We start from the raw sequence: 21,115 nt of genomic DNA on the forward strand, positions 1-21,115 counted from the left end.
ACCGGGACCGCCCCGTTCACCCGGAGGCACGGACGCGCCGGCCCTCCGGGTCAGAGCGCCCGCGCGGTGAAGGGCCCGACGGTGAAGGTGTTCCCGCACACCTCCAGCGTGCGGGGAGCGGCCGTGGTCAGCGACGCGGTGTTGTTCGGCGGATAGACCTTGACGCGCGCGGGCACGGCCCAGCACTTGCCGTCCGTCACTCCCCGGTCGGGGGTCTGCACCACCGCGTGGGCGGCCTGTCCCGCCTTGAGCACGACGTCGCGCACGCTGCCGTTGTTCGATCGCGTGGCGGGCTTGCCGATGCGCTTGCCGGCGCCGTCGGTCAGCGAGAGGCCGGGGTAGCCCTTCAGGGCGCAGGTCCCGTCCGTGGTGTTGGTCAGGGTCAGGTCGAAGTACTTGCTGTTCATCTCCTGTCCCGTCGGCTTCAGCGCGACCTTCAGGTCGTCGGTGGTGCAGTCGCTGCCCCTGGCGGGCTGCGCGTCCGTCCTGGTCGTGCCGGTGGCGGAGGTGGCCGCCGCGGAGGCGGACCCGTCCGCCGACGGTGCGGTGGACCGTGTCGTCGCGGCCGATGCCTGGCCCTGCGGTGTCGCGTGGACCTGTTTCCCGCCGCCGTCGTCGGCGCCGCACGCGGTCACGGCGACGACGCCGACGGTCATCAGGGCCGCCGCGCAGAGGCTCGTCTTCCTGCTTTTCGCTGTCGCGTCCATAGGAATCGCCTGTCCGCAGCGGCCGGGGACATGCGTCCTACCCGCCGGGCGGCTCTTCCGGCGTCCTGCGCGCACGGCGTGCGGAGCGCTTCTTGAGGTAGAGGGGAAGGCCGTACCAGCACAGGGCGAACCAGACGAGGATCGCTCCCGCGAAGACCTCGGCGAGCAGGTCCGGCAGCACCACGTGGAGTATCAGGAGCACCGTGCCGCTGATGGTGAGCGACAGGAGCACCAGGCCGGTCACCATCAGGCGCCCGGCCACCGTCACCAGGTCGTCCTTCATGCGCTCGCCGGTCAGGAGCCGGTGCAGCGCCACCGGGGCTATCAGGGCTCCGGTGGCGGCCGCTCCGAGCAGCACGGTCGCCACGTAGACGTTGGTGTCGAAGGTGCCGAGGCGGTCGAAGCGCGAGGTGAAGGCCACGCTCAGCAGGAAGCCGAAGAGGATCTGCACCCCCGTCTGCGCGACGCGGGTCTCCTGGAGCACCTCGGCCCAGCGCCGGTTGACCCGCTCGTGCGCCTCCTCCCGGGTGTCCTCCCGGGCCGTCCCACGTCTCGCGCTCTCGTCCGCGCTCATCGGTGCCTCCTTCGTAGACACCTCGGATGCCCCCGGTTCCGCCGGATACCGGTTCAGCCGGACTTCTGTTCCCGCGCCGCCGTCTCGGCCAGCTTCTGGAACTCACCGAGGTCGTAGTTGGCCAGGGTGGAGTCGAGGTTGGTCAGCGCCCCGAGGCGTTCCAGGAACCCCTTGGGGTCGTACTCGATCTGCAGCGTGACCCGGCTCGTGGTCGCGCTGAGCCGGTGGAAGGTGACGACCCCGGCGTGCTCCACGCCCTCGACGGTGCGCCACGCGATCCGGTCCTCCGCGACGACCTCGGTCAGTTCCGCGACGAAGTTCTTGTCGGCGCCCGGCAGTTCGAGCTGCCAGGCGAACCGGCGCTCGTCCAGCCGTTCCACGAGCCGGACATGGCTCAGGAAGGCGGGCCACCGGGAGACGTCGCTCCACAGTTCCCAGGCGACGGCGACGGGTGCGTCGAGATCGACGGTCTCCAACAGCGACGCGGACATACGAGCCTCCCTTTTCGGTCCCGCAGGTGGGCCACGGTCTCTCCGGGCTGCGGCACGCTGCTTCGGTACCCCCTCGGGGCGCGGACACGCATCCGGGTTCCGCTGCCGCACGCCTCTCGGATCACGGAGTGCGGCGGGGGCTCAGGCAGACATGCGGGAGGCGTCGATGGTGACGCGGACGGTCTTGCCGTGTGCGTCGGGTTCGACCGTGACACCGGTGCTGAGCCGCTGGATGACGAGCCAGCCGTGTCCGCCGGGCACCGCGGGCGCCGGGGAACGCGGCGTCGGCGGGGTGGTGGAGCGGTCGCCGACCCGGATGGTCAGTACGTGGCCCTGGAGACCGGCGTCGAAGTCCCTGACGCCGCCCCCGTGCAGCATCGCGTTGGTGACCAGTTCGCTGGTGACCAGGCAGGCGTCCTGCTGGAGCAGCGCGGCCTGTGCCTCGGGGAGCGTGTCGGACAAGGGCTTGAGTACCGCTCTGACGTGACTGCGCGCTTCGGGGCAGGTCAGATCCGTGGTCCCGTGTGTGGGCGGGCTCGCCATCCCCAGCACCTTTCCTCCGTGTCGGCCGTGTTCTCCCTGTTCCGTCCGTGCCGTGCTTCCGCTTCGCCTGCCCGCCTTGAACGGCGGCACACGGGCGGCTCCGCACTGCCGCGGGCTCGGTCGCGCCCGCGGCTACCCGCCGAGTTCGCGCAGGGCGGTCTCGACGTCCGCCGCGACGTCGAGGATCTCGTCGGCCCCCGTGATGTGGAGCAGGCGCTCGACGCCGGGGTGCAGCGGGCCGGCGATACGCAGCGGCCTGCCCTCGGCGCCGTGGTCGGCCTGTGCCCTGAGGAGCTGGTTGAGGAGCACGCTGTCGGCGAACGTGAGATCCGACAGATCGATCACGGTGCCCTTGGTCCGCGGGTCGTGCAGAGCCTGGGCGAACGCCTCGACGACCTCTGCGAGGTTGTGCAGGTCCGCCTCACCGGACACCGCCACCGTGGTGACGCTTCCGTGCTGCTCGACGCGGGTGTCGCTTCTGCCTGAAGTCATGACTCGTACTTTTCCACACCCGTGTGGGCCGGGGCACCGGGCATCGGTTGTCCGCCTTCGGTCCCCTGGGACACCGACGGTCCCTGCGCCCCGCCATGAGGCTGCTCACTTCCGCGCGCGAGGCCGCACCACATGCAGTCGGTGCCGTGCAGCGGCGACGGGAGCCAGAAGGCATCCATCGGCATCGGCTGCTCTTCGAGGGCGGCGGGGTGCGTGTTCATGTTCTGCCCTTGCCCGCACTTGCGCCGATGACACGAGCGAATGACGGATTCCGGTGCCACATCGCGCGGCCGCAGGAGCACCCGGGCCGTGTGGGGCGGGCGATGCGGGGCAGGGGTGGGGACAGAGGGCCGCCGGCCGCCACCGAGCCCGTAGGGAAGAGAGCGAGGTCGCCATGGTCGTCGCGAGCGCGACGGAGACGCGGGGCATCAGCAGCGCCGACGCCAGATCTCAGCTCCGCTCGGTGCTGACGGAGGTGTGCGGCGGCCTTCCGCTGCCGCAGGCCCGGCGCCTGCGCGACGACGCCCTGCTGGTGGTCAGCGAGCTTACGGCGAACGCGCTCCGGCACGCGGGAGGCGTCACCCGCTTCAGCATCCGCCTGAACAGCAAGGAACTTCAGCTGCGCGTCAGCGACGCCAGCGGTACGAGTCCGCGCGCCCTGCCTCCCGAGGCGGGCCGGCCGGGCTGCTACGGCTGGGAGATGGCGCACCGCCTGTGCACGCGCCTCCAGGTCACCACGGACGCATGGGGCAAGACGGTCACGGCCGCACTGGCACTGCCGCTCGCGCCGCAGTTCTGACCGCCGACGCGAACGGCCGTCGGCGTCAGGCGATGCGGACGACCGCCCGGATGATCTTCCCCGCTCCGTCGGGCGGGATCGTCACCTCGACCCGCTCGGCCAGTCGCTGCACCAGGTCCCAGCCGAAGCCGCCCGGCACCGTGGCGTCCCGCAGAGGTGACAGGGGCATACGGGCACTGCGGTCGCCCACCTCGATCACGACGTGACCGCCGTGGGCACGTGCCTCGAACCAGGAGAGACCCCCGCCGTGGCGGTGCGCGTTAGACACCAGTTCGGAACAGATCAGTTGCGCCTCGGCCATCAGGTGCCGCGTCGTGGGCGTCTCCGGGGACTCGCCGTCCAGGCAGCTGAGGACCGCGCGGCGGACCAGGGCGCGCGCTTCCGCTCCGGAGAGGGTGAGCGGAGCCGCAGGGACGGCGTCCAGGCTGCCGGCGTGCTCTGTCCTCATGCCGCTCTCCTGCCCCGGTCGGCCACGAGCGCCACCGGTCTGCGCAAATCCCTCACCGTGCACGTTCGTGCCCTCCGAGATTCGCCCCGGGATCCCCCGGGGAACCGCTCTCCGGCCCCTCCCCGTCCTCGACGCAGGACGCGAAGATGTCCATGGTTCCGGTGAGGGTCAGCAACCGGTCGACCGCGTCGCCGAGCGGGCTGCGCAGAACGAGTCGACGTCGACGGCCGGTCTGCGTCTGCCATGCCTGCAGCAGAGCGTGCAGGAGGGTGGAGTCGCCGAACTCCACCCGGCTCACGTCGATCTCGAGGACGCGAGGTTCGACCGCGAAGACCTCCGTGAGCGCGTCCGTGAGCAGGTACTCCGAGTCCTCGTCGCACTCCCCGGCGACGACGATCGTCGACAGCTGCGGATCGCAGTAGACGGTGACCTGCAAGGACGCACGCATACGCGCATTATTCCACTCGTCGCGGAGGGCTGCGTCCGCCGGCCGGCCCCCCGCCACGGACCGGAAGCGGGTTTCGTCACTGTTCGGCAACAGGCGTGAACCACCTGACCAGGCGCACCGTAGAGCCCGGTGTGCGCGGTTCAGTGGCCGCGGGCGACCCGAGACGAGAGAAGGAACCGAGATGGCCGGCGGCAACATCCAGATCAGCCCGGACGAGATGCGGGAGGGGCCGACGCCTTCGTCGACACCGACGACCAGACCTCCGGCGCCATCGGCTGACGTGTCCCGCGCTGTCCGGCCCCGCTCTCCCTCGTGAGAGCGGGGCCGGACCGGCGGAACAGGAGAGGAGAGACCGATGGGCCGCATCAGCGTTCCCGTGCAGGACCTGAAGGACACGGCGAGGGAGCTCCAGAACATCGCGGATCTGATCGGCAACTCCGCGACGCTCCACCACGCTTCCGGCGACCGGTCCGACTTCAAGAGCGTCGCCGGGGGTGGCGATCTCGTCGTCGCGGCCGGGCTGCAGCTCGGCACCGAGGCGGAGGGCAGCGGACTGCCGCCCGGCGAGGTGGCCCGCGCGGTGCCCGACCCGTGCAGGGGCCACCACCCGAGCCCCTGCAGCGGATCGGTCGTTTCTTCGGGACTCGGCGTGGCCGGGTCGGCCTTGTCGGCGCCCTTCCCGGAGTCCTGGCCGCGCACCAGGTGGACCACGACGAACGCCAGGGCGGCGGCCGAACGGTTCAGTGTGCACACACCCGGCGACACAGGTGTGAGTCACCCCACGCGCCTACGAGAATGACACGTGTGCCCGGGGTGATAGGTATGTGAAGACCGGTCAGTCGGCGGCGCGGCTCGCCACATAGGCGCGGTACTCCGTCAGGCTGTCGCCGCTGAGCGGGTAGTAGTCGGAGAGCCGTGCGCCCTGGTCGAGGCGGAGCCGGGCGAACGCCTCCCGGTCCTGGTGCAGCAGGGAGTCCTCGGCGAGCGGCACCGCCTTGTCCTGCGGGACGACGACCGCGCCGTCCTCGTCGGCGACGATCAGGTCGCCGGGCGTGACGAGTGAACCGCCCACGCCCACCGGCACGTTGAACGCCGAGGGGAACAGCTCGGTCTGCGAGGCGTAGTGCGGGGTGACACCGGTGCACCAGACGGGGACGCCGAGCGCCCTGATCCGTGCGGCGTCCCGCACCCGCCCGTCGACGACGATGCCGGCGCCGCCGCGCAGCTTGAAGTAGCGCACCAGCATGTCGCCGAGGCAGCCGGTGAAGTGGCTGCCGTGCGCCGAGATCACCAGTACGTCACCGGGCCGCACCGACTCCAGGACGCCCCACAGCGGGGTCTTGCGCTCGATGTCCTCCTGCTCCGCGCCGTTGAAGACGTCCTCGCGCTGCGGCAGGAACTGCAGGGTCACGGCGCCGCCGGTGACCTTGACGTCCGGCTCGCGGTGCAGCGGCACGGGGCCGTCGATGAAGGTCCGGGTGATGCCCATCTGGTGCAGCTTCGCGCAGGCGGTCGCCGCGCTCACGTCCCGCAGCGCCTCCACCATCCGTGCGGTGGGCCGCGGGTAGGAAGCGGTGTGGACCGGCGCCCGCATCGACTCGTAGCCGCCGTGGTTCTCCCCAGTCGGGTGCATGCACGTGCCTCTCCGCGCGCTCGTCGCACGCAACGCCAGTGACATCATCGCCTATCGATGGTAGATAACAGCCAATCGATTAGTGCTGTCAATGCTGTTCACCCCGCTCATGCGTCAGGAGCCCGCCGTGCCCGGTCCCCTCAACGACCCGCCCCAACTCCCGTCCCGTACAGCGTGGTTCGAGGAGGCGCGGTTCGGTCTGTTCGTTCATTTCGGCCTGTACAGCATGGCCGCGCGGCACGAATGGGTGCGCAGCCGGGAGGCCATGTCGCAGGAGGCGTACGACCGTTACCTGGACCGATTCGACCCGGATCTCTTCGACGCGCGTGAACTGGCCAGGGCGGCGCGGGAGTCGGGCATGCGGTACGCGGTGCTGACCACCAAGCACCACGACGGTTTCTGCCTGTTCGACTCGGCGCTCACCGACTACACCTCGGTCCGGGCCACCGGCCGTGACCTGGTCCGGGAGTTCGTCGACGCGATGCGCGCCGAGGGGCTGCGGGTGGGCCTGTACTACTCACTGCTCGACTGGCACCACCCGGACTTCACGGTCGACGAGCACCACCCGCTGCGCGGCACGGACGCCGAGCGGGAGCCGCGGGACATGGCGCGATACCGCTCCTACATGGAGGGGCAGATACGCGAACTGCTCACCGGCTACGGCGACATCGACCTGCTGTTCTTCGACTTCACCTATCCGGAGAAGGGGGCCGACGCGTGGGGAGCGGAGCAACTGATGTCGGTGGTCCGTGAGTTGCAGCCGGACATCCTCGTCAACGACCGGCTCGGCGTCCCGGGCGACTACGTGACGCCCGAGCAGTACCAGCCGGACCGGCCGCTGGAGCGCGACGGCGAGCGGGTGCTCTGGGAGGCCTGCCACACGCTCAACGGTTCGTGGGGGTACGACCGCGACAACCACGACTACAAGGACCCGGCGCTGCTGGTGCGGATGCTGGTGGAGTCCGTGGCGTGCGGCGGCAATCTGCTGCTGAACGTCGGCCCGACCGGCCGGGGCGCCCTGGACCCGCGCGCCCGCGACACGCTGCGGGCCATCGCCGAGTGGAGCGCGCTGAACATCCGGTCGGTGCGCGGCGCCGGGCCGAGCGCCTACGCGCCGCCGCCGGGCGCGCTGTACACCCGGCGCGGCCGGTACCTCTATCTGCATCTGCTCGCCTGGCCGCTGAAACACCTCCATCTGCCGGGGCTCGCCGGGCGGGTGCGGTACGCGCAGTTCCTGCACGACGGCTCCGAGATCCGCTTCCAGGAGATCGACCAGGCGCCGCCCGAGCACAACAACCTGGCGCCGCACAGCCAGCCGGCGGGCACCCTGACGCTGACCCTGCCGATCGCCCGGCCGGACGTGCCCCTGCCGGTCATCGAGCTGGAGCTGACCGCCGGCGACGGCGATGCGTGAGCCCGTACCCGGCCCGCTGAGCGCGCGGCTGCTCCCCCTCCCGGCGGGGGCGTTCACCGACCCTGCCGGGCGGCTTCCGGTACCGGACGTCACCCGCCGCGATGTGTGGGACGCCGTGCCGGGCGCGCTGCGCGAGCGCGTACTGAGCGACGCCGAGGAGGAGTTGGGGCGTCCGGCGCCCCGGCTCACGGCCGGCGCCTGGGCCCGCGCGCTGCGTGACGGCGACCGGGGCGCGTACGAGGACGCGGCCTGGCGGTTGCAGGAGCGGGTCTCCCTGCTGTGTCTGGCCGCGGTCCTGACCGGTGAGTCGGCGGACGCGGCCGACCCGGACCCCGGCGCCTGCCCGCGCCTGGACGCGGCGGTCGACGGCCTCGTGGCGTTCGCCGAGGCGAGCACCTGGTGCTGGGCGCCGCACGAGCGGTTCGCGGCGGCCCGCGGTGAGGTCGTGCCGGATCCCGACGATCCGTACCCGGACCTGGGCGCCGCCGAGGTCGCCATGCTCTTCGCCTGGGCGGACCACGCGCTCGGCCCGCACCTCGACCGCCGCGCGCCGGGCCTGCGCCGGCGGCTGCGGCGGGAGGTGGACCACCGGCTACTGAGACCGTTCGAGCGCCGGAGGGACTGGGCGTGGCTGGGCGTGGACGGCGGCGCCAACAACTGGAATCCGTGGATCCATGGGGCGGTCCTGGCCGCCGCGCTGCTGCTCTGCGACAGCGCCGGGGCCGCGGAGCGCCGCGCCCGGCTCGTCACCCTGATCGTCGAGGGCCTGGACCACTACGTCCGCGTGCTGCCCGACGACGGCGGCATCGACGAGGGCATCTCCTACTGGTGGGCGGGCGCCTGCCGGCTCCTGGAGATCCTCGATCTGCTCGCCGAGGCCGGCGGGCCGTCGCTCGACGCCCGTGAACTTCCGCTCCTTGGCGCTCTGTTGAAGTATCCGCGCCGGATGCACTTCGGCGCCGACCGGTACGTGAACGTCGGGGACGCGCCCGCCCGGCTGGACACCCGTCAGCCCTGGCAGGTGCCGTTCCGCTGGGGTGGGCGGCTCGGGCAGTCGGACACCGTGGCGCACGCGCTCGCGGGGGCACGGCACCAGGGCTGCGCCGCTCCCCCGCGGGCGGGTCTGGGCCGGGCGCTGACCGCGCTGGCCGATCCGGAGTGGTGCCGGGCGGTGACCGGGACCGCGCCGGAGGCGTCCTGGCCGGCCCGTGAGACCTGGCTGCCCCGGCTGCAGGTCCTGGTGGCCCGGGAGGCGGCCGGGAGCACCGACGGGCTCACCCTGGCGGTGAAGGCCGGCCACAACGGGGAGCACCACAACCATCTGGACGTCGGCTCGTACTGGGTGGCGGTGGACGGACGGCCGCTGGTGGTCGACGTCGGCCGGCCCACGTACACGGCACAGACCTTCGGCCCGGACCGCTACGCGGCCTGGCCCTTCACCAGCGCCTGGCACAACGTGCCGGAGCCGGGCGGCGTCGGGCAGGTCCCGGGGGCCGCGTTCCGGGCGGGCGAGGTCGATGTCGAACTCAGCGCAGAGCGAGCCGGGTTGAGCGCCGAGCTGAGCGCCGCCTATCCGCCGGGCACGGTCGCCCGCTGGGACCGCACGGCGGGCCTGACGCGGACGTCCGGCGGCACCCCGGCCGCGTACGTGAGCGTAGAGGACCGCTGGCGGGACGGGCCGCCCGAGGTGGCGCTGCGGCACGTCCTGGCCGGGCACGTCGAGGCCGGGGACGGCTGGGCCACGGTGACCGCTCCGGACGGCGGGCGCGGCCTGGAGATGCGCTGGGAACCCGGCGCGGCCACCGCCACCGTCGAGCGCAGAAGGCTCGACGACCCGCTGCTGAGCAGGAGTTGGGGGACGTCGCTGACCCGCCTCACGCTGACCGTGCGCACCCCGGGGAGCCAAGGCGGGCTCTGCGTACGGTGGTTGGTTGCTGCAGCACCCTTGAACTACCGAAGTGCCCGTCCTAGCATCAGCAATCGATAGACGATAGTCGCTGAGACGCGGGCACCGTCCCCGTCTTCCCCCACCCTCGGGCCACCTCCCATCCCCTGCTCCACCGGGAAGCCTGCGACTGCACACCACCTATCGATTATTCACGACTACGCAACGGAGCGTGTCCCGATGAGAACAATGTGGCGCCGTGCCTGCGGACTCGCCGTGGCTCCCCTGGTGATGGCGTCGGCCGTCGCCTGTGGCGGCGGATCCGACCAGGCCGCGGGGGGCACGACCCTCCGCGTCATCGTGAACATCACGCCGAACCTGACGGAGAAGTACTGGAACGACCTCTTCGCCGGGTACGAGAAGGCGCATCCCGGGGTGACGGTCAAGCTCGAACTGACCGGCACCATCTCGGCCGACGCGAAGCTGCGGCAGGACCTCGCGGCGGGCGACCCGCCGGACGTCGCCCAGCAGATCGTGCCGACCGCCGACACCGCCTCGCTCTTCGCCGACCTGAGCGACGAGGCGTGGACGGCCAAGACCCCGCTCGCCGACCAGTACGCCGTGGACGGCAAGCGGTACGTGGCCGGTGTGGGCGAGCAGATACAGTCGCTGGTCTTCTACGACAAGGCCGCCTTCGAGAAGGCCGGACTCGACGCCACCACGATCCGCACCATGGACGACTTCACGGCGGCCATGGGCATGCTGAAGAGCGCGGGCCTCAAGCCGCTGCAGACGGCCGGCCAGTGGGTGACCGGCTCGCAGTTCTCGATGATGGCCGACGCGGGCGTCCTCACCGACGACCCCGAGTGGACGGCCCGGCGCACCGCGGGCAAGGTCTCCTTCGCCGACAGCGGGTACGTCGACTACCTGAAGCGGTACAAGGGCTGGATCGACAAGGGCTACCTGGAGAAGAGCGCCCTCGGCGTCACCTACGCGGACGGCCAGACCGCCTTCCTGAACGGCAAGTCGGCGATGTACATCATGGGTTCGTTCTTCGTGCCCGCCGCCGACGCCGCGAAGAAGAGCGACAACATCGGGGTGTTCTCCATGCCGACCGACGGGGCCTACCCGTCCGGCCAGTTCGGCAACATCTCCAACCCGTACGTCGTGGTGAACAAGTCGCCGCACAAGGCCGAGGCCGTCGACTTCGTGAAGTGGGCGACCACGAACCCCAAGGCCATCAAGAGCCAGCTGGCCTCGGACGGCAATCTGCGCCCGGGCTTCACGTACCCCATGTCGAGCCTCGGCACCTCCGTGCAGAAGATCCTCGACAAGACACCGTCGGTGATCGTGAAGTCGGGTGCCAACCAGCCGATCGCCGGGTACAGCGACGAGCTGAACAAGCAGGTCCAGTCCCTGTACACGGGCGCGTCCGCCAAGGACGTCGCCGACGGATTGGACAAGTGGTGGAACTCGCAGGGCTGACCGACGCACAGCGGCGCGTGCGCCGCAGGGCCCGGCTGCGTGAGTCGGCGCTCTCCTTCGGGATGATGGGCCCCGCGGTCCTGCTCTACACGGTGATGACGGTCGTGCCGGTCGGCGTGGCGGTGTATCTGAGCCTCACCGACTGGGACGGCTTCTCGACCGCCGCGTTCATCGGACTCGACAACTACAAGCACCTGTTCGACGACCCGAGTTCGTCGGACGCCTGGTACGTGACCGGCCTGATCGCCGTGGCCGGCACCGTGCTGATGGTGGGCCTCGGGCTGGTCTACGCGCTCGCGCTCAAGGCCCGCTCGCGCGCCAACTCCTTCTTCCGGGCCGTCGCCTACTTCCCGCACGTGATCAGCGCACTGATCCTCGGCTATCTGTGGGCGGCGATCCTCGGGACGAACGGAGCCATCAACAACACCCTCGCCAAGTTCGGAGTCGAGCCGGTCGGCTTCCTCTTCGACGAGAAGTTCGCGGTGATCTCCCTCATCGGGGTCATCGTGTGGGCGGGCTTCGGGTTCAACGTGGTGCTGTTCGTGGCCGCGCTGCAGACCGTCCCGGCCGAACTGCTCGAGGCCGCCGCGATCGACGGCGCCAGCAGGCGGCAGATCAACCTGCGGGTCGTGATCCCCATGATCGCGCCCGTGGTGACGGTGGCGACGGTGCTCAACCTGGTGGGGCTGATCCGGGCCTACGACATCGTCGTCAGCCTCACCGGCGGCGGCCCCGCGGGCTCGACGCAGACGTTCACGTATCTCATTCTCGCCCGGTCCTTCGAGGGCACCAAAGTCGGCTACGCGACCGCACAGGCCGTGTTCCTGATGGTGGTGTCCGCCGTGCTCGCCCTCTTCGTGACGGCGCTGCGCAACCGCCAGGACCAGGCAGCGACAGGTCGGTGAGGAGCCGGTGGTGGTGGTACTAGAGGCAGAACCCGAGACGGCTGCCCGCAAGCGGCCGAAGGCCCGGCCCGCCGGTCAGGACGACGGCGGGAGCACCGAGCGCGAGGAGAGCCGCTCGCCGGTGCGCTGGGTGCTGCTCGGGGTGCTGTTCGTCGTGATGGTCGTGCCGATCTATCTGCTGGTCGTGAACGCGTTCAAGTCGCAGGCGGAGATCCTCGACAACCCGTTCTCGATCCCGCTCGGCGGCCTCACCTTCGAGCACATGGGCGCCGCGATCAGCAGCCCGCAGTTCAACGTGATCGGCGGCTACGGCTTCACGCTGTTCCTCGTCGTCATGGTGGACGTGCTGTGCGTCCTGCTGGCGGGACCGGCCGCGTACGCGATCGCCCGCAGCCTCAAGAAGCGCACGCAGCTGGTGCTGCTGTACTTCCTCGCGGGCACGTTCATCCCCGGCGCGGCCGTGATCATCCCGGTGATCTACGTCCTGCGGGAGATCGGCCTGGCGAACACGGTGACGGGTCTGGTGGCGCACGACGTGGCGTCCACGCTGCCGGTGAGCATCTTCCTGTTCGTCGGGTTCATCCGCACGATCCCGGTCGACATCGACCACGCGGCGACGATCGACGGCGCGGGCCGCTACCGCACCTTCTGGACCATCATCTTCCCGCTGATGCGTCCGGCGGTGGTCACCGTGCTGATCCTCAACTCCATAGGAATCTGGAACGACTTCGTGTCGCCGCAGATCCTGCTCAGCCCGTCCTCCGGGCACTACACGGTGACGACGGCGATCTACGCCGGCATCAGCCAGTACTCGACGGACCTGACGAAGGTGTTCCCGAACCTGCTGCTGGCCGTCGCGCCCGTCGTCATCTTCTTCATCTACATGCAGCGCCACATCATCAGCGGTCTCACGGTCGGTGCCGTGAAGGGCTGACCTCCTCGTCGACCTCAGAAGAAAGGATCACGCTGTGCCCAGGAGATGGAGACATCTGTCCGCAGCCGCCCTGCTCACCGCGCTGACCGTGGTCGCGGCCGGCCATCCGGCCGCGGCCGCCCCGGCGGGCGCCCAGGCGGCCACGACCTACTACGTCGGCCCCTACGGCGACGACGCCAACGCGGGGACGAACGCCACGAACCCGTTCCGGCACATCCAGAAGTGCGCCGACGTGATGATGCCGGGTGACACGTGCGAGATCGTGTCGGGCAGCTACGAGGAGACCGTCGTCCCGGCCCGCTCCGGCACCGCCGCGCAGCCGATCATCTACCGGGCCGCGGTGGGCGCGGACGTGACGGTGAACGGCGCGTCGAAGGTCACCGGATTCGCCCCGGTCACCGCCGCCGACGTCACCGCGATCGCGCAGAGCGATCCGTACGCGGCCGACTCGCCGTTCAGCGACGCGGTGGCGGCGGGCCACATCTACAGCACCGACGTCGACCTGGGCTCCGACGTGTCCACGGTGCAGGTGTTCACCGACAAGAAGATGGACGTCGAGGCCCAATGGCCCTATCCGGGCCTGGACCTGCTCAACCCGACGCTCCAGTACGCGGGTACGGGCAGCGCGGACGCCACGATCGCCGACGCGGCCCTGACCCGCCCGGCCGGGTACTGGGACGGCGCGCGAGCCCTCACCGGCTACTGGTACGTCTCGGCCACCGGCACGGTGCAGAGCTCGGCGGTCGGCTCGGTGACCCTCGACGTGGCACCGCCGTGCGTCCACAAGGTCGTGCCCAAGGAGACGCGGTACGCGCTGTCCGGGAAGATCGGTGAACTCGCGCACCCCGGCGAGTGGTTCTACGACCCGACGGCCAAGCGCCTGTACGTGTACGGGGACGACGACCCGGACAACCACACGGTGCAGGTCAAGCGGCGCACCCTGGGCTTCGACCTGACGAACACGAGCCACACCACCGTCAAGGGCCTGAAGCTCTTCGCGACGACGATCAGGACGGGCGCCACCAGCACGGGCGTGACGCTCGACGGCCTCACCGGCACCTACCTGTCGCACTACACCGACATCACCCGCGGCGCGACGGACTGCGGGTCGACGGTGACACGGGGCGTGGGTGACACCGGCATCGTCCTCGACGGCACGTACAACAAGATCGTGAACAGCGATCTGTCACTGAGCGCCGGGAACGGGGTCGCGCTGCGCGGCCAGAACAACACGGCCACCGACAACGTCATCCACGACGTCGACTACATGGGCACCTACGCGGCCGGTGTCGCGGTGCAGGGCAACAGCCAGACGGTCACCCACAACACGATCTCGCGGGTCGGCCGCAGCGGCATCAACCTGCAGTGGAACACCGTGGACGGCCTCACCCCGGGCAAGGACACCATCGCGTACAACGACATCTCCGGGTACGCACGGCTCAGCCTGGACGTCGCCGCGGTCTACACCTGCTGCAGCGCGTACATGATGGGCACGTCCATCGACCACAACGTGCTGCACGACCCGTCGCCGACCACGACGTCCACGACGTTCGGCATCTCGGGGGTCTACGCCGACAACGGGCAGAGCGATCTGGTCATCGCCAACAACGTCGGCTGGGGCAACCGCGAGGGCACGGTGATGCTGAACGGTCTGGGCACCGGCTCGCACGACAACGGCGTGTACAACAACACCGGCGGGATGACGCTCTTCTACGTCAAGGAGGCCGGCCAGTCCACGGGCACGCACCTCGCCAACAACATCGGCCCGATCAAGGGCCTGGACGGCGCCTCGGCCGGTGGGCTCGTGGCCGACCACAACATGCTGGAGACGGTCGACCCGCGCTTCGTCGACGCCGCCGGGCACGACTACCGGCTGGCGGCCGACTCCCCGGCCCGCAACGTGGGCCTCGCGGTGCCGGGCGTCAACGACGGGTCCACGGATCCGGCGCCGAGCCTGGGCGCGTACCAGTACGGAGCGCCCAAGTGGACGGCGGGCGCCCGCCGTTGACCTGAGGGCGAGACGCACAGGGCCCGAGCCGGATGTCCGGCTCGGGCCCTCTCCAGCGGTCGGTTCAGCGGCGCCTGGCCGCGGCCGCCTTCTTGCGGGGCTTCTTCGTCTCCCGCGCGTCCGGCACCGGTCCGCGGCCCGCGGCGTGGTCGGCGAACGCCGCGGCCGCCTTGTCGGCCTCCCCGTCCCGCAACAGGTCGACCAGGCGCCCGTGTTCATGGGCCATGGCCTGCCAGTCGCCGTCGAAGAGCGGGTCGGAGATGGCCCGCAGCGTGCGCAGGCTCGGCTCGATGACCTCCCACATGCGGGTCAGGAACGGGTTGCCCGCGCACTGGCTGACCACGGTGTGGAACTCGATGTCGGCGGTGCGGAAGGCGCTGACGTCGCTCGCGGCGACCGCCTCGTGCATCCGCTCCACCAGCGCGTCCAGCTCGGCGAGCTGCTCGTCCGTGATGTGCTGGGCGGCGAGCTGCGCGGCCAGCCGCTCCAGCGGTTCGCGCACCTGGCGGGCGTACTCGGCGTCCTCGGAGGAGATCTCGACGACGAAGTGGCCGCGCCGCGGGACGTGCATCAGCAGCCCCTCGCGGGCGAGCCGCTTCACCGCCTCGCGCACCGGGGCCTGGCTCACGCCGAGCCGGCGGGCGATCTCCGACTCCACGACCCGGTCGTTGGGACCGAGGTCACCGTCCACGACCGCCTGGCGGAGCAGTTCGTACACCTGGTCCGAGATCAGGGTCTTGCGGAACCGGTCCTTGTTGGTGGCCAGCGTGGAGACGAAGCCACCCGACGCGTTAGATGCCATGAAATCCCAATCCTGCGCTGGGGCACGCCAGTTGGTCCGGATACGGGTATGCGGCCCATCGTACGCGCCCATCGTCTATCGATGGAGTCACATCGAGCTTTCCAACTGCTTGGCCAGCCAGGCCAGTTTGACGACCTCGTGGTCCGGGCCGCCGCCCTCGTGGTCGTTGAAGGGGTAGACCTCGATCCGCTTGTCGGCCTGGTCCACACCCCGCTCGGCACCGTAGTGGTTGAACGCCGCGTACACGGTGGAGGGCGGGCAGATGTGGTCCATCAGGCCGACCGAGAACAGCGTCGGGGCGTCCGCCCGGCGGGCCAGCGAGGCGCCGTCGAAGTAGGACAGGGTGCGGGCCACCGTGGCGGCGTGCTCGCGGTGCAGCTTCACGAACTTGGTAACCTCGACGTACGGGACGGCATCGGTGATCGTGGTGGCCCGCGGGAAGTGGCACAGGAACGGCACGTCCGGCATCACGGCCACCAGGTCGGGGACGAGCCCCGCCGCGGCGAGCGCGATGCCGCCGCCCTGGCTGGTGCCGGTGACCACGGTGCGCGCCGGGTCGACGGCCGGGTGCGAGCGGGCGGCGGCGACGGCGCGCACGGCGTCGGTGTACAGCCGCCGGTAGTAGTAGCGCCGCGGGTCAAGGACGCCGCGGGTGAGGAAGCCGGGCGCGGCGATGTCGCCGGTGGCCGGGTCGGGGTCGGGCGTGTCGGCGCCCTGGCCCCGGGTGTCCATGACGAGGTGCGCGTACCCGGCGTCGGCCCACAGCCGCTTCTCGTGCGGGGCGCCGCGGCCGCTGCCGTAGCCCAGGTACTCGACGACGACCGGCAGCGGGCCGGTGCGGGTGACGGGCAGGTGGAACCAGCCGCGCACGGAGTGGCCGCCGTACCCGGCGAAGGTCACGTCGAAGGTGTCGATCGTCGCAAGGCCGTTGTGCACCGGGGTGAACGTCGCGTCGAGGGCGAATCGTTCCTGCTCGGCGAGCGTCTCCCGCCAGAACCCGTCGAGGTCGGCCGGCTCGGGCAGGTCGGGGCGGTACCTCTCCAACTCGTCCAGGGGCAGGTCGAAATGGGCCATGGGGCATCTCCGCGGAGGTCGGGGCCGGATCGTGGGTCGGTCATCGCCTATCGATCATCGAGAGAATCGAATCAGGGGCGTTCGAGCACTGTCAACAGCCCAGCCGGTACGCCCGGACGGCGTTGCCGTGCAGGACGCGCTCGCGTTCCGGCACGGTCAGGCGGTCGAGTCCGGCGCGGGACAGGGCCAGTGAATCGGCGCGGGTGCCGCGCGGCAGACAGATCGGCCAGTCGGAGCCGACGAGGCAGCGGTCGGGGCCGAGCACGTCGACCACGTGTCGCACCAGGTCGGCGACGCGTCCGGGGGCCACGCCGTGCTGCTGGGTCAGCAGGCCGGATATCTTGACCAGCACGTTCGGCGCGGCCGCCGCCTCCGCGAGGTCGCGGTACCACTCCCCCGGGTCGCCGGTGCCCAGGTGCGGCGGATTGCCGAGGTGGTCGACGACGACGGTGAGGCCGGGGTGCCGCCGCGCGAGGTCGGCGGCCGACGCCAGGGCCGCGCGGTGCAGGTTCAGTTCGAGGACCAGGCCCGCCGCGTCCAGGACGGGGATCAGCGCGCGGGCCGACGCCGGGGTGTCCGGCAGTGAACTGCCGCCCATGCGCATTCCGTTGGGGCGCGTCGTGCCCCACTCCCGCAGCAGCCGCCCGAAGCGTTCGGGGCCCTCGTCGCCGTGCACGTGCAGATTGCCCACGTACCCCGCGACCAGGTCCGGGCGGCGCAGCCGCAGCGCGCGCAGGGCGTCGGTCTCACCGGTGTCTCCGCGCGACGCCTCGACGAGGACCGCGCCGGTCAGCTCGTCGACTCCGGCGCCGGAACCGGCCAAGTCGGCCTCCCCGTAAGGGCGGCGGTGCGGGCTGTCGGGTCCGATCCAGCCGAACCCCTGGGCCGGGTCCCACAGATGGGCATGGCAGTCGATCACGGTCCGCTCCCGAGTATTGACACGTCGGCTCCCCGCCGGTGACTCTAACCATCGGCTATCGATGGGCGATTGTTCAATACGGCAATCCGCATGCGACGAAGGAGCGGGTGTTCTCCATGCTCAGGTCTGAGCCGACCGGCGGCACACGGGCAGGCGGCGAGGCGCACGGGCCTCTGCTGAGCGCCCGCAGGACCCTCACCGACACGCCTCGATGGGCGTTGCTGGAAAGGGAGTTGTTCGCGACGCAGGAGAAGGCGTGGCGGCTGTTCGCCGACCGGTACACCGAGGGGGACGGACGGCTCGTCTTCCGTGGCCGGCTCGGCGAGGGCATGGACGGCCGGGACGGCGTGGACGACTTCTACGAGCCGTTCTTCAACTGGCCGACGCTGTATCTGCTGGGCGGCAGCGCCGAGTTGCTGACCGCGGCCCGCCGCCACTGGCAGGGGGTGAGCACCCAGCTCACCGAGATGGGCATGCTGGTGGACGGCCTGGAGCGCGGCTACGACTGGTTCCACCAGGGCGAGGGCCTGCTGCTCTTCTACGGCCTGTGCCTGGCCGACCCGGACGACCCGGAACTGCGCCGACTGGCCCGCCGGTTCGCCGACTTCTATCTGCCCGGCGGCCCGAACTACGACCCCGAGCACCGCGTGCTGCGCGCCCCGCACAACGGCGCGGCGGGCCCCCGGTTCGGGTTCAGCGACGAGGAGCCGTACTTCCCGTGGAGCCTGGCCCTGCATCCGTACGGGCTGCCGCTGGACGGGTACGACGGCGTCACCTCGTTCCGGCAGCTGGCCGAGTCGCCGGAGCTGGCCCGCGCCTACGGCCGGGCGATGTGGGACCGGATGGGGCGCGGCGACACCCTGGTGAACCTGGGCGCGACGGGCCTCGCCACGAACGCGTACCTGCTCAGTGGTGAGCAGGCCTACGCGGACTGGGTGGCCGAGTACGTCGGGGTCTGGCAGGAGCGCCTCGCGGGACGCGAGGTCGTCCCCGACAACGCGGGGCTCGACGGCGAGGTGGGCGCCTATCTGGACGGCCGCTGGTACGGCGGCCACTACGGCTGGTCGTGGCCGCACGGGCTGTCCCCCGTCGGCAGTTCGGCCATCATCGGTGCCGCCAACGCCACGCTGCTCACCGGCGACCGCGGCTATCTGGACCTCGCCCGCAATCCGCTCGACGCGGTGCTGCGGCACGCCGAGCGGCGCGGCGCGGACGGGATGGGCACCCTCGGCGAGCGCTGGGAGCCGCATCTGCGGGCGATGGACGCCGAGCGCACTCTGATGGTGCCGCAGCGGCACGACGACTCCGGCTGGTTCGACTTCACCGTCATGCCGGGCCAACTCCCGCTCACACTGTGGCACTTCAGCCGCGAGCAGGCCGACCAGGATCGCATCGAGGAGCTGCGGGCCGGGGCCGCGTGGGACTGGACGGCCGTGCACACTCAGCGGATCAAGGACGAGGCCGGGCACGAGGAGCCCTGGTACGAGTATCTGCAGGGCCGCAATCCGGACTTCCCCGAGCGGATGCTGACGAGCGCGCTGGCGAGCTGCGCGGAGCGGGTCGCCGCCATCGAGGGCGACACCACGGACCCGGCGGTCGGCCCGGACGTCCTGGACATCCACCACTGGCAGCGCCTCAACCCGGTGGTCACCGAGGCCCTGTTGCAGCTGACGACCGGCTCCCCGCAGGTCCTCTACAACGGCGGCCTCGCCCAGCTGCACGTCCGCTACCACGACATCGGGGAGCGGCGCCCGGGTCTGCCGCAGGACGTGGCGGCCCTCGTGTCGGACATCCGCCCGGAGCACACGGTGGTGGAGCTGGTGAACCTCGGCGGCGCGGCGCGCTCGCTGCTGGTGCAGGCGGGTTCGTTCGCCGAGCACCGGATCACCGGCGTCCGTGCGGACGACGGACCCGAACAGCCGGCCGACGGCCCGTACGTCCGGGTCGCCCTGCCCGGGCACACCCGGCTGCGGCTGACCCTGACCATGACGCTGCGCGCGCACGCCGCGGCGATCTCCTCCCCTTGGGGGACCGCATGACGCACCGACTGCCCTTCGCGCTGCCCCGCCTCGGGATCGGCACCGCGCCCCTCGGGGGCCTCTTCGAGGAGGTCGCCGAGGAGGAGGCGGCGGCCACCGTCGAGGCGGCGGCGCGGGCGGGGATCAGGTACTTCGACACGGCGCCCCGCTACGGTCACGGGCAGGCCGAGCGGCGGCTCGGTCGGCTGCTCGGCCCGGCCGGGATCAGCGATCCGGTGATCTCCACGAAGACCGGGTGGCTGCTGCGGCCGAAGCCGGACGGCTCGCCCGGCGAGGTCGTCACGGACTGGACGGAGCGCGGCATCCGGGAGTCCCTGGAGTCGAGCCTGACCCGTCTGGGCCGCGACAGCGTCGACATCCTCTACCTCCACGACCCCGACGACTACCCGGACGACATCCGCCGCACCGCGTACCCGGCGGTGCGCCGGCTGCGGGACGAGGGGCTGATCCGGGCGATCGGCTTCGGGATGAATCACAGTGCGCAACTCGCCGCCTACGTGGACGAGTTCGAGGTCGACGTCGTGCTGATCGCGGGCCGGTTCTCGCTCCTCGACCACGAGGCGCTGGACACGCTGCTGCCGCTGTGTGCCAGGACCGGCACGGCGGTGGTGGTCGGCGGCGTCTTCAACACCGGTCTGCTGGCCGATCCCTCACCGGACGCCATGTTCAACTACCGGCCGGTGCCGGCCGAGGCGCTGCACAGGGCCCGGCGGTGCCGGGCCCTGTGCGCGGAGTACGGGGTGCCGCTGCCCGCGGCGGCGATCCAGTTCCCGTATCTGCACCCGGCCGTCGCCTCCGTCGTCGTCGGCTGCCGCTCGGCTGCCGAGGTGACCGCGAACACGGAGGCGGCCCGCTTCCCGGTCCCCGACGCGCTGTGGCGGCGGCTCGCGGACGAGGGGTTCGTGCCGGGGCGGCTGCTCAGCCGGTGACGGTCTGGCGGGCGCGGTCGGGCAGGGCGCGGACGGTGTCGGCCGCGTCCCGCACCGTGTGCGCGGTCTCGCGCCGGGCCCGCGCCGCCTGCTTGCGTCCGGAGGTCGCCGCTCCACGCGCCCGGTAGGCCAGCGACGGCTTGCCGTGGGTGTCGGCAGCCGCGATCAGCAGCCCGCCCACGAGGGAGACGTTCTTCAGGAAGTGGGCGCGCTGCAGGCTCCGCCGCTCGGGGTCGTCCTCCTTCCACCAGGCGTGGTCGGCCAGCGTCGACGGGACCAGCGAGCCGGCGAGCGCGAGCGCGGCGGCGCGCGGCGCGATGCCGGTCGCGAGCAGCAGGCCCGCGCCGATCTGCACCGCGCCGTTCAGCCGGGCGAGCTGCTCCGGATCGTCGGGCAGCCGCGGCACGCGGGAGGCCAGCGGCGCGACGGCCGGTTCGACGGCGGACGCCACACGCCCGGGGGCGCGGACGGTGGAGATTCCTCCGGTGACGAAGACGGAGGCGAGCATCGGACGTGCGTATTTCCTCAGTAGAGCCATGAGCACCGCGTTCCCCGGGTGCGGGCCGGACACGCATGACGGCGCGGA

At 71.3% G+C, this 21,115-nt stretch carries 22 protein-coding genes; 10 read left to right on the plus strand and 12 right to left on the minus strand.

The genetic code is table 11. The annotated features are described in order from the left end of the window. Positions 1 to 50: 50 nt before the first annotated feature. The 5 genes from ABT127_RS21550 to ABT127_RS21570 all read right to left on the minus strand — a co-directional run bounded on the left by ABT127_RS21550 (position 51) and on the right by ABT127_RS21570 (position 2,807). Positions 51 to 707, minus strand: coding sequence for a DUF4232 domain-containing protein (locus tag ABT127_RS21550; RefSeq protein WP_351452332.1), 657 nt, complete (start codon positions 705 to 707; stop codon positions 51 to 53). Between the two features lie 37 nt (positions 708 to 744). Further along, positions 745 to 1,281 (minus strand): DUF6328 family protein, encoded by a 537-nt coding sequence (locus ABT127_RS21555; protein ID WP_351452334.1) that lies wholly within the window; start codon positions 1,279 to 1,281, stop codon positions 745 to 747. Between the two features lie 53 nt (positions 1,282 to 1,334). Continuing rightward, on the minus strand, positions 1,335 to 1,772 hold the full coding sequence (locus ABT127_RS21560) for an SRPBCC family protein (RefSeq protein WP_351452337.1): 438 nt from the start codon (positions 1,770 to 1,772) through the stop codon (positions 1,335 to 1,337). Positions 1,773 to 1,913: 141 nt separating this feature from the next. Further along, positions 1,914 to 2,315: an ATP-binding protein gene (locus ABT127_RS21565; protein ID WP_351452340.1), complete on the minus strand. Its 402-nt coding sequence runs from the start codon at positions 2,313 to 2,315 to the stop codon at positions 1,914 to 1,916. A 132-nt stretch (positions 2,316 to 2,447) separates the two neighbouring features. Further along, positions 2,448 to 2,807, minus strand: a complete 360-nt coding sequence (locus ABT127_RS21570; protein ID WP_351452343.1) for an STAS domain-containing protein — start codon at positions 2,805 to 2,807, stop codon at positions 2,448 to 2,450. Positions 2,808 to 3,201: 394 nt separating this feature from the next. On the opposite strand from ABT127_RS21570, the gene ABT127_RS21575 reads away from it, so the two are divergent. Then, positions 3,202 to 3,606 (plus strand): ATP-binding protein, encoded by a 405-nt coding sequence (locus ABT127_RS21575; RefSeq protein WP_351452345.1) that lies wholly within the window; start codon positions 3,202 to 3,204, stop codon positions 3,604 to 3,606. Positions 3,607 to 3,631: 25 nt separating this feature from the next. Here the strand turns inward: ABT127_RS21575 and ABT127_RS21580 are convergent, their stop codons facing one another. Next, complete coding sequence (locus ABT127_RS21580; protein WP_351452348.1) at positions 3,632 to 4,054, minus strand: ATP-binding protein; 423 nt, start codon at positions 4,052 to 4,054, stop codon at positions 3,632 to 3,634. Between the two features lie 52 nt (positions 4,055 to 4,106). Further along, a complete protein-coding gene (locus ABT127_RS21585) occupies positions 4,107 to 4,502 on the minus strand; it encodes an STAS domain-containing protein (protein ID WP_351452351.1) in 396 nt (131 codons plus the stop codon). A gap of 355 nt (positions 4,503 to 4,857) precedes the next feature. On the opposite strand from ABT127_RS21585, the gene ABT127_RS21590 reads away from it, so the two are divergent. Then, positions 4,858 to 5,301, plus strand: coding sequence for a hypothetical protein (locus ABT127_RS21590; RefSeq protein ID WP_351452354.1), 444 nt, complete (start codon positions 4,858 to 4,860; stop codon positions 5,299 to 5,301). 36 nt (positions 5,302 to 5,337) lie between these two features. Here ABT127_RS21590 and ABT127_RS21595 read toward each other — a convergent pair whose 3' ends face one another. Further along, positions 5,338 to 6,135, minus strand: coding sequence for an RraA family protein (locus tag ABT127_RS21595; protein WP_351452356.1), 798 nt, complete (start codon positions 6,133 to 6,135; stop codon positions 5,338 to 5,340). Positions 6,136 to 6,262: 127 nt separating this feature from the next. Here ABT127_RS21595 and ABT127_RS21600 point away from each other — a divergent pair, with 127 nt between their 5' ends. From ABT127_RS21600 to ABT127_RS21625, 6 genes are all read left to right on the plus strand, one after another. Continuing rightward, a complete protein-coding gene (locus ABT127_RS21600; RefSeq protein WP_351452358.1) occupies positions 6,263 to 7,549 on the plus strand; it encodes an alpha-L-fucosidase in 1,287 nt (428 codons plus the stop codon). After that, a complete protein-coding gene (locus ABT127_RS21605; protein WP_351452360.1) occupies positions 7,542 to 9,536 on the plus strand; it encodes a heparinase II/III domain-containing protein in 1,995 nt (664 codons plus the stop codon). Before ABT127_RS21600 ends, ABT127_RS21605 begins: the two co-directional genes overlap by 8 nt. Positions 9,537 to 9,674: 138 nt before the next feature. Beyond that, on the plus strand, positions 9,675 to 10,919 hold the full coding sequence (locus tag ABT127_RS21610) for an ABC transporter substrate-binding protein (RefSeq protein WP_351452363.1): 1,245 nt from the start codon (positions 9,675 to 9,677) through the stop codon (positions 10,917 to 10,919). Further along, the gene (locus ABT127_RS21615; RefSeq protein WP_351452365.1) at positions 10,898 to 11,824 is read left to right on the plus strand and encodes a carbohydrate ABC transporter permease; all 927 of its coding nucleotides are present in this window, start codon (positions 10,898 to 10,900) and stop codon (positions 11,822 to 11,824) included. Before ABT127_RS21610 ends, ABT127_RS21615 begins: the two co-directional genes overlap by 22 nt. A gap of 10 nt (positions 11,825 to 11,834) precedes the next feature. After that, entirely contained in the window at positions 11,835 to 12,758 is a 924-nt protein-coding gene (locus ABT127_RS21620; protein ID WP_351452368.1) for a carbohydrate ABC transporter permease, read from the plus strand. Positions 12,759 to 12,792: 34 nt separating this feature from the next. After that, entirely contained in the window at positions 12,793 to 14,766 is a 1,974-nt protein-coding gene (locus tag ABT127_RS21625) for a right-handed parallel beta-helix repeat-containing protein (RefSeq protein ID WP_351452371.1), read from the plus strand. A 64-nt stretch (positions 14,767 to 14,830) separates the two neighbouring features. On the opposite strand, the gene ABT127_RS21630 is transcribed toward ABT127_RS21625, so the two are convergent. From ABT127_RS21630 to ABT127_RS21640, 3 genes are all read right to left on the minus strand, one after another. After that, positions 14,831 to 15,568, minus strand: a complete 738-nt coding sequence (locus ABT127_RS21630) for a GntR family transcriptional regulator (RefSeq protein ID WP_351452374.1) — start codon at positions 15,566 to 15,568, stop codon at positions 14,831 to 14,833. Between the two features lie 87 nt (positions 15,569 to 15,655). After that, entirely contained in the window at positions 15,656 to 16,642 is a 987-nt protein-coding gene (locus ABT127_RS21635; protein WP_351452377.1) for an acetylxylan esterase, read from the minus strand. 91 nt (positions 16,643 to 16,733) lie between these two features. Beyond that, positions 16,734 to 17,561, minus strand: a complete 828-nt coding sequence (locus tag ABT127_RS21640; protein WP_351452380.1) for an amidohydrolase family protein — start codon at positions 17,559 to 17,561, stop codon at positions 16,734 to 16,736. Positions 17,562 to 17,677: 116 nt separating this feature from the next. Here ABT127_RS21640 and ABT127_RS21645 point away from each other — a divergent pair, with 116 nt between their 5' ends. Further along, positions 17,678 to 19,600 (plus strand): DUF8034 domain-containing protein, encoded by a 1,923-nt coding sequence (locus ABT127_RS21645; RefSeq protein ID WP_351452383.1) that lies wholly within the window; start codon positions 17,678 to 17,680, stop codon positions 19,598 to 19,600. Further along, positions 19,597 to 20,529 (plus strand): aldo/keto reductase, encoded by a 933-nt coding sequence (locus ABT127_RS21650; RefSeq protein ID WP_351452386.1) that lies wholly within the window; start codon positions 19,597 to 19,599, stop codon positions 20,527 to 20,529. Before ABT127_RS21645 ends, ABT127_RS21650 begins: the two co-directional genes overlap by 4 nt. On the opposite strand, the gene ABT127_RS21655 is transcribed toward ABT127_RS21650, so the two are convergent. Next, positions 20,519 to 21,037, minus strand: coding sequence for a DoxX family protein (locus tag ABT127_RS21655; protein ID WP_351452389.1), 519 nt, complete (start codon positions 21,035 to 21,037; stop codon positions 20,519 to 20,521). The two genes, ABT127_RS21650 and ABT127_RS21655, sit on opposite strands and share 11 nt — an antisense overlap. Positions 21,038 to 21,115 lie beyond the last annotated feature (78 nt).

The sequence above is a fragment of the Streptomyces sp. NPDC001904 genome (assembly GCF_040297005.1).
Taxonomy (GTDB): domain Bacteria; phylum Actinomycetota; class Actinomycetes; order Streptomycetales; family Streptomycetaceae; genus Streptomyces.

What these genes read in the sequence shown, in the direction of transcription:
- ABT127_RS21580 (WP_351452348.1), bottom strand. Translation starts at nt 4,054, where the DNA reads ATGAGGACAGAGCACGCCGGCAGCCTGGACGCCGTCCCTGCGGCTCCG.
- ABT127_RS21550 (WP_351452332.1), bottom strand. Translation starts at nt 707, where the DNA reads ATGGACGCGACAGCGAAAAGCAGGAAGACGAGCCTCTGCGCGGCGGCC.
- ABT127_RS21610 (WP_351452363.1), top strand. Translation starts at nt 9,675, where the DNA reads ATGAGAACAATGTGGCGCCGTGCCTGCGGACTCGCCGTGGCTCCCCTG.
- ABT127_RS21570 (WP_351452343.1), bottom strand. Translation starts at nt 2,807, where the DNA reads ATGACTTCAGGCAGAAGCGACACCCGCGTCGAGCAGCACGGAAGCGTC.
- ABT127_RS21635 (WP_351452377.1), bottom strand. Translation starts at nt 16,642, where the DNA reads ATGGCCCATTTCGACCTGCCCCTGGACGAGTTGGAGAGGTACCGCCCC.
- ABT127_RS21595 (WP_351452356.1), bottom strand. Translation starts at nt 6,135, where the DNA reads ATGCACCCGACTGGGGAGAACCACGGCGGCTACGAGTCGATGCGGGCG.
- ABT127_RS21575 (WP_351452345.1), top strand. Translation starts at nt 3,202, where the DNA reads ATGGTCGTCGCGAGCGCGACGGAGACGCGGGGCATCAGCAGCGCCGAC.
- ABT127_RS21645 (WP_351452383.1), top strand. Translation starts at nt 17,678, where the DNA reads ATGCTCAGGTCTGAGCCGACCGGCGGCACACGGGCAGGCGGCGAGGCG.
- ABT127_RS21585 (WP_351452351.1), bottom strand. Translation starts at nt 4,502, where the DNA reads ATGCGTGCGTCCTTGCAGGTCACCGTCTACTGCGATCCGCAGCTGTCG.
- ABT127_RS21590 (WP_351452354.1), top strand. Translation starts at nt 4,858, where the DNA reads ATGGGCCGCATCAGCGTTCCCGTGCAGGACCTGAAGGACACGGCGAGG.
- ABT127_RS21565 (WP_351452340.1), bottom strand. Translation starts at nt 2,315, where the DNA reads ATGGCGAGCCCGCCCACACACGGGACCACGGATCTGACCTGCCCCGAA.
- ABT127_RS21605 (WP_351452360.1), top strand. Translation starts at nt 7,542, where the DNA reads ATGCGTGAGCCCGTACCCGGCCCGCTGAGCGCGCGGCTGCTCCCCCTC.
- ABT127_RS21560 (WP_351452337.1), bottom strand. Translation starts at nt 1,772, where the DNA reads ATGTCCGCGTCGCTGTTGGAGACCGTCGATCTCGACGCACCCGTCGCC.
- ABT127_RS21630 (WP_351452374.1), bottom strand. Translation starts at nt 15,568, where the DNA reads ATGGCATCTAACGCGTCGGGTGGCTTCGTCTCCACGCTGGCCACCAAC.
- ABT127_RS21650 (WP_351452386.1), top strand. Translation starts at nt 19,597, where the DNA reads ATGACGCACCGACTGCCCTTCGCGCTGCCCCGCCTCGGGATCGGCACC.
- ABT127_RS21555 (WP_351452334.1), bottom strand. Translation starts at nt 1,281, where the DNA reads ATGAGCGCGGACGAGAGCGCGAGACGTGGGACGGCCCGGGAGGACACC.
- ABT127_RS21655 (WP_351452389.1), bottom strand. Translation starts at nt 21,037, where the DNA reads ATGCTCGCCTCCGTCTTCGTCACCGGAGGAATCTCCACCGTCCGCGCC.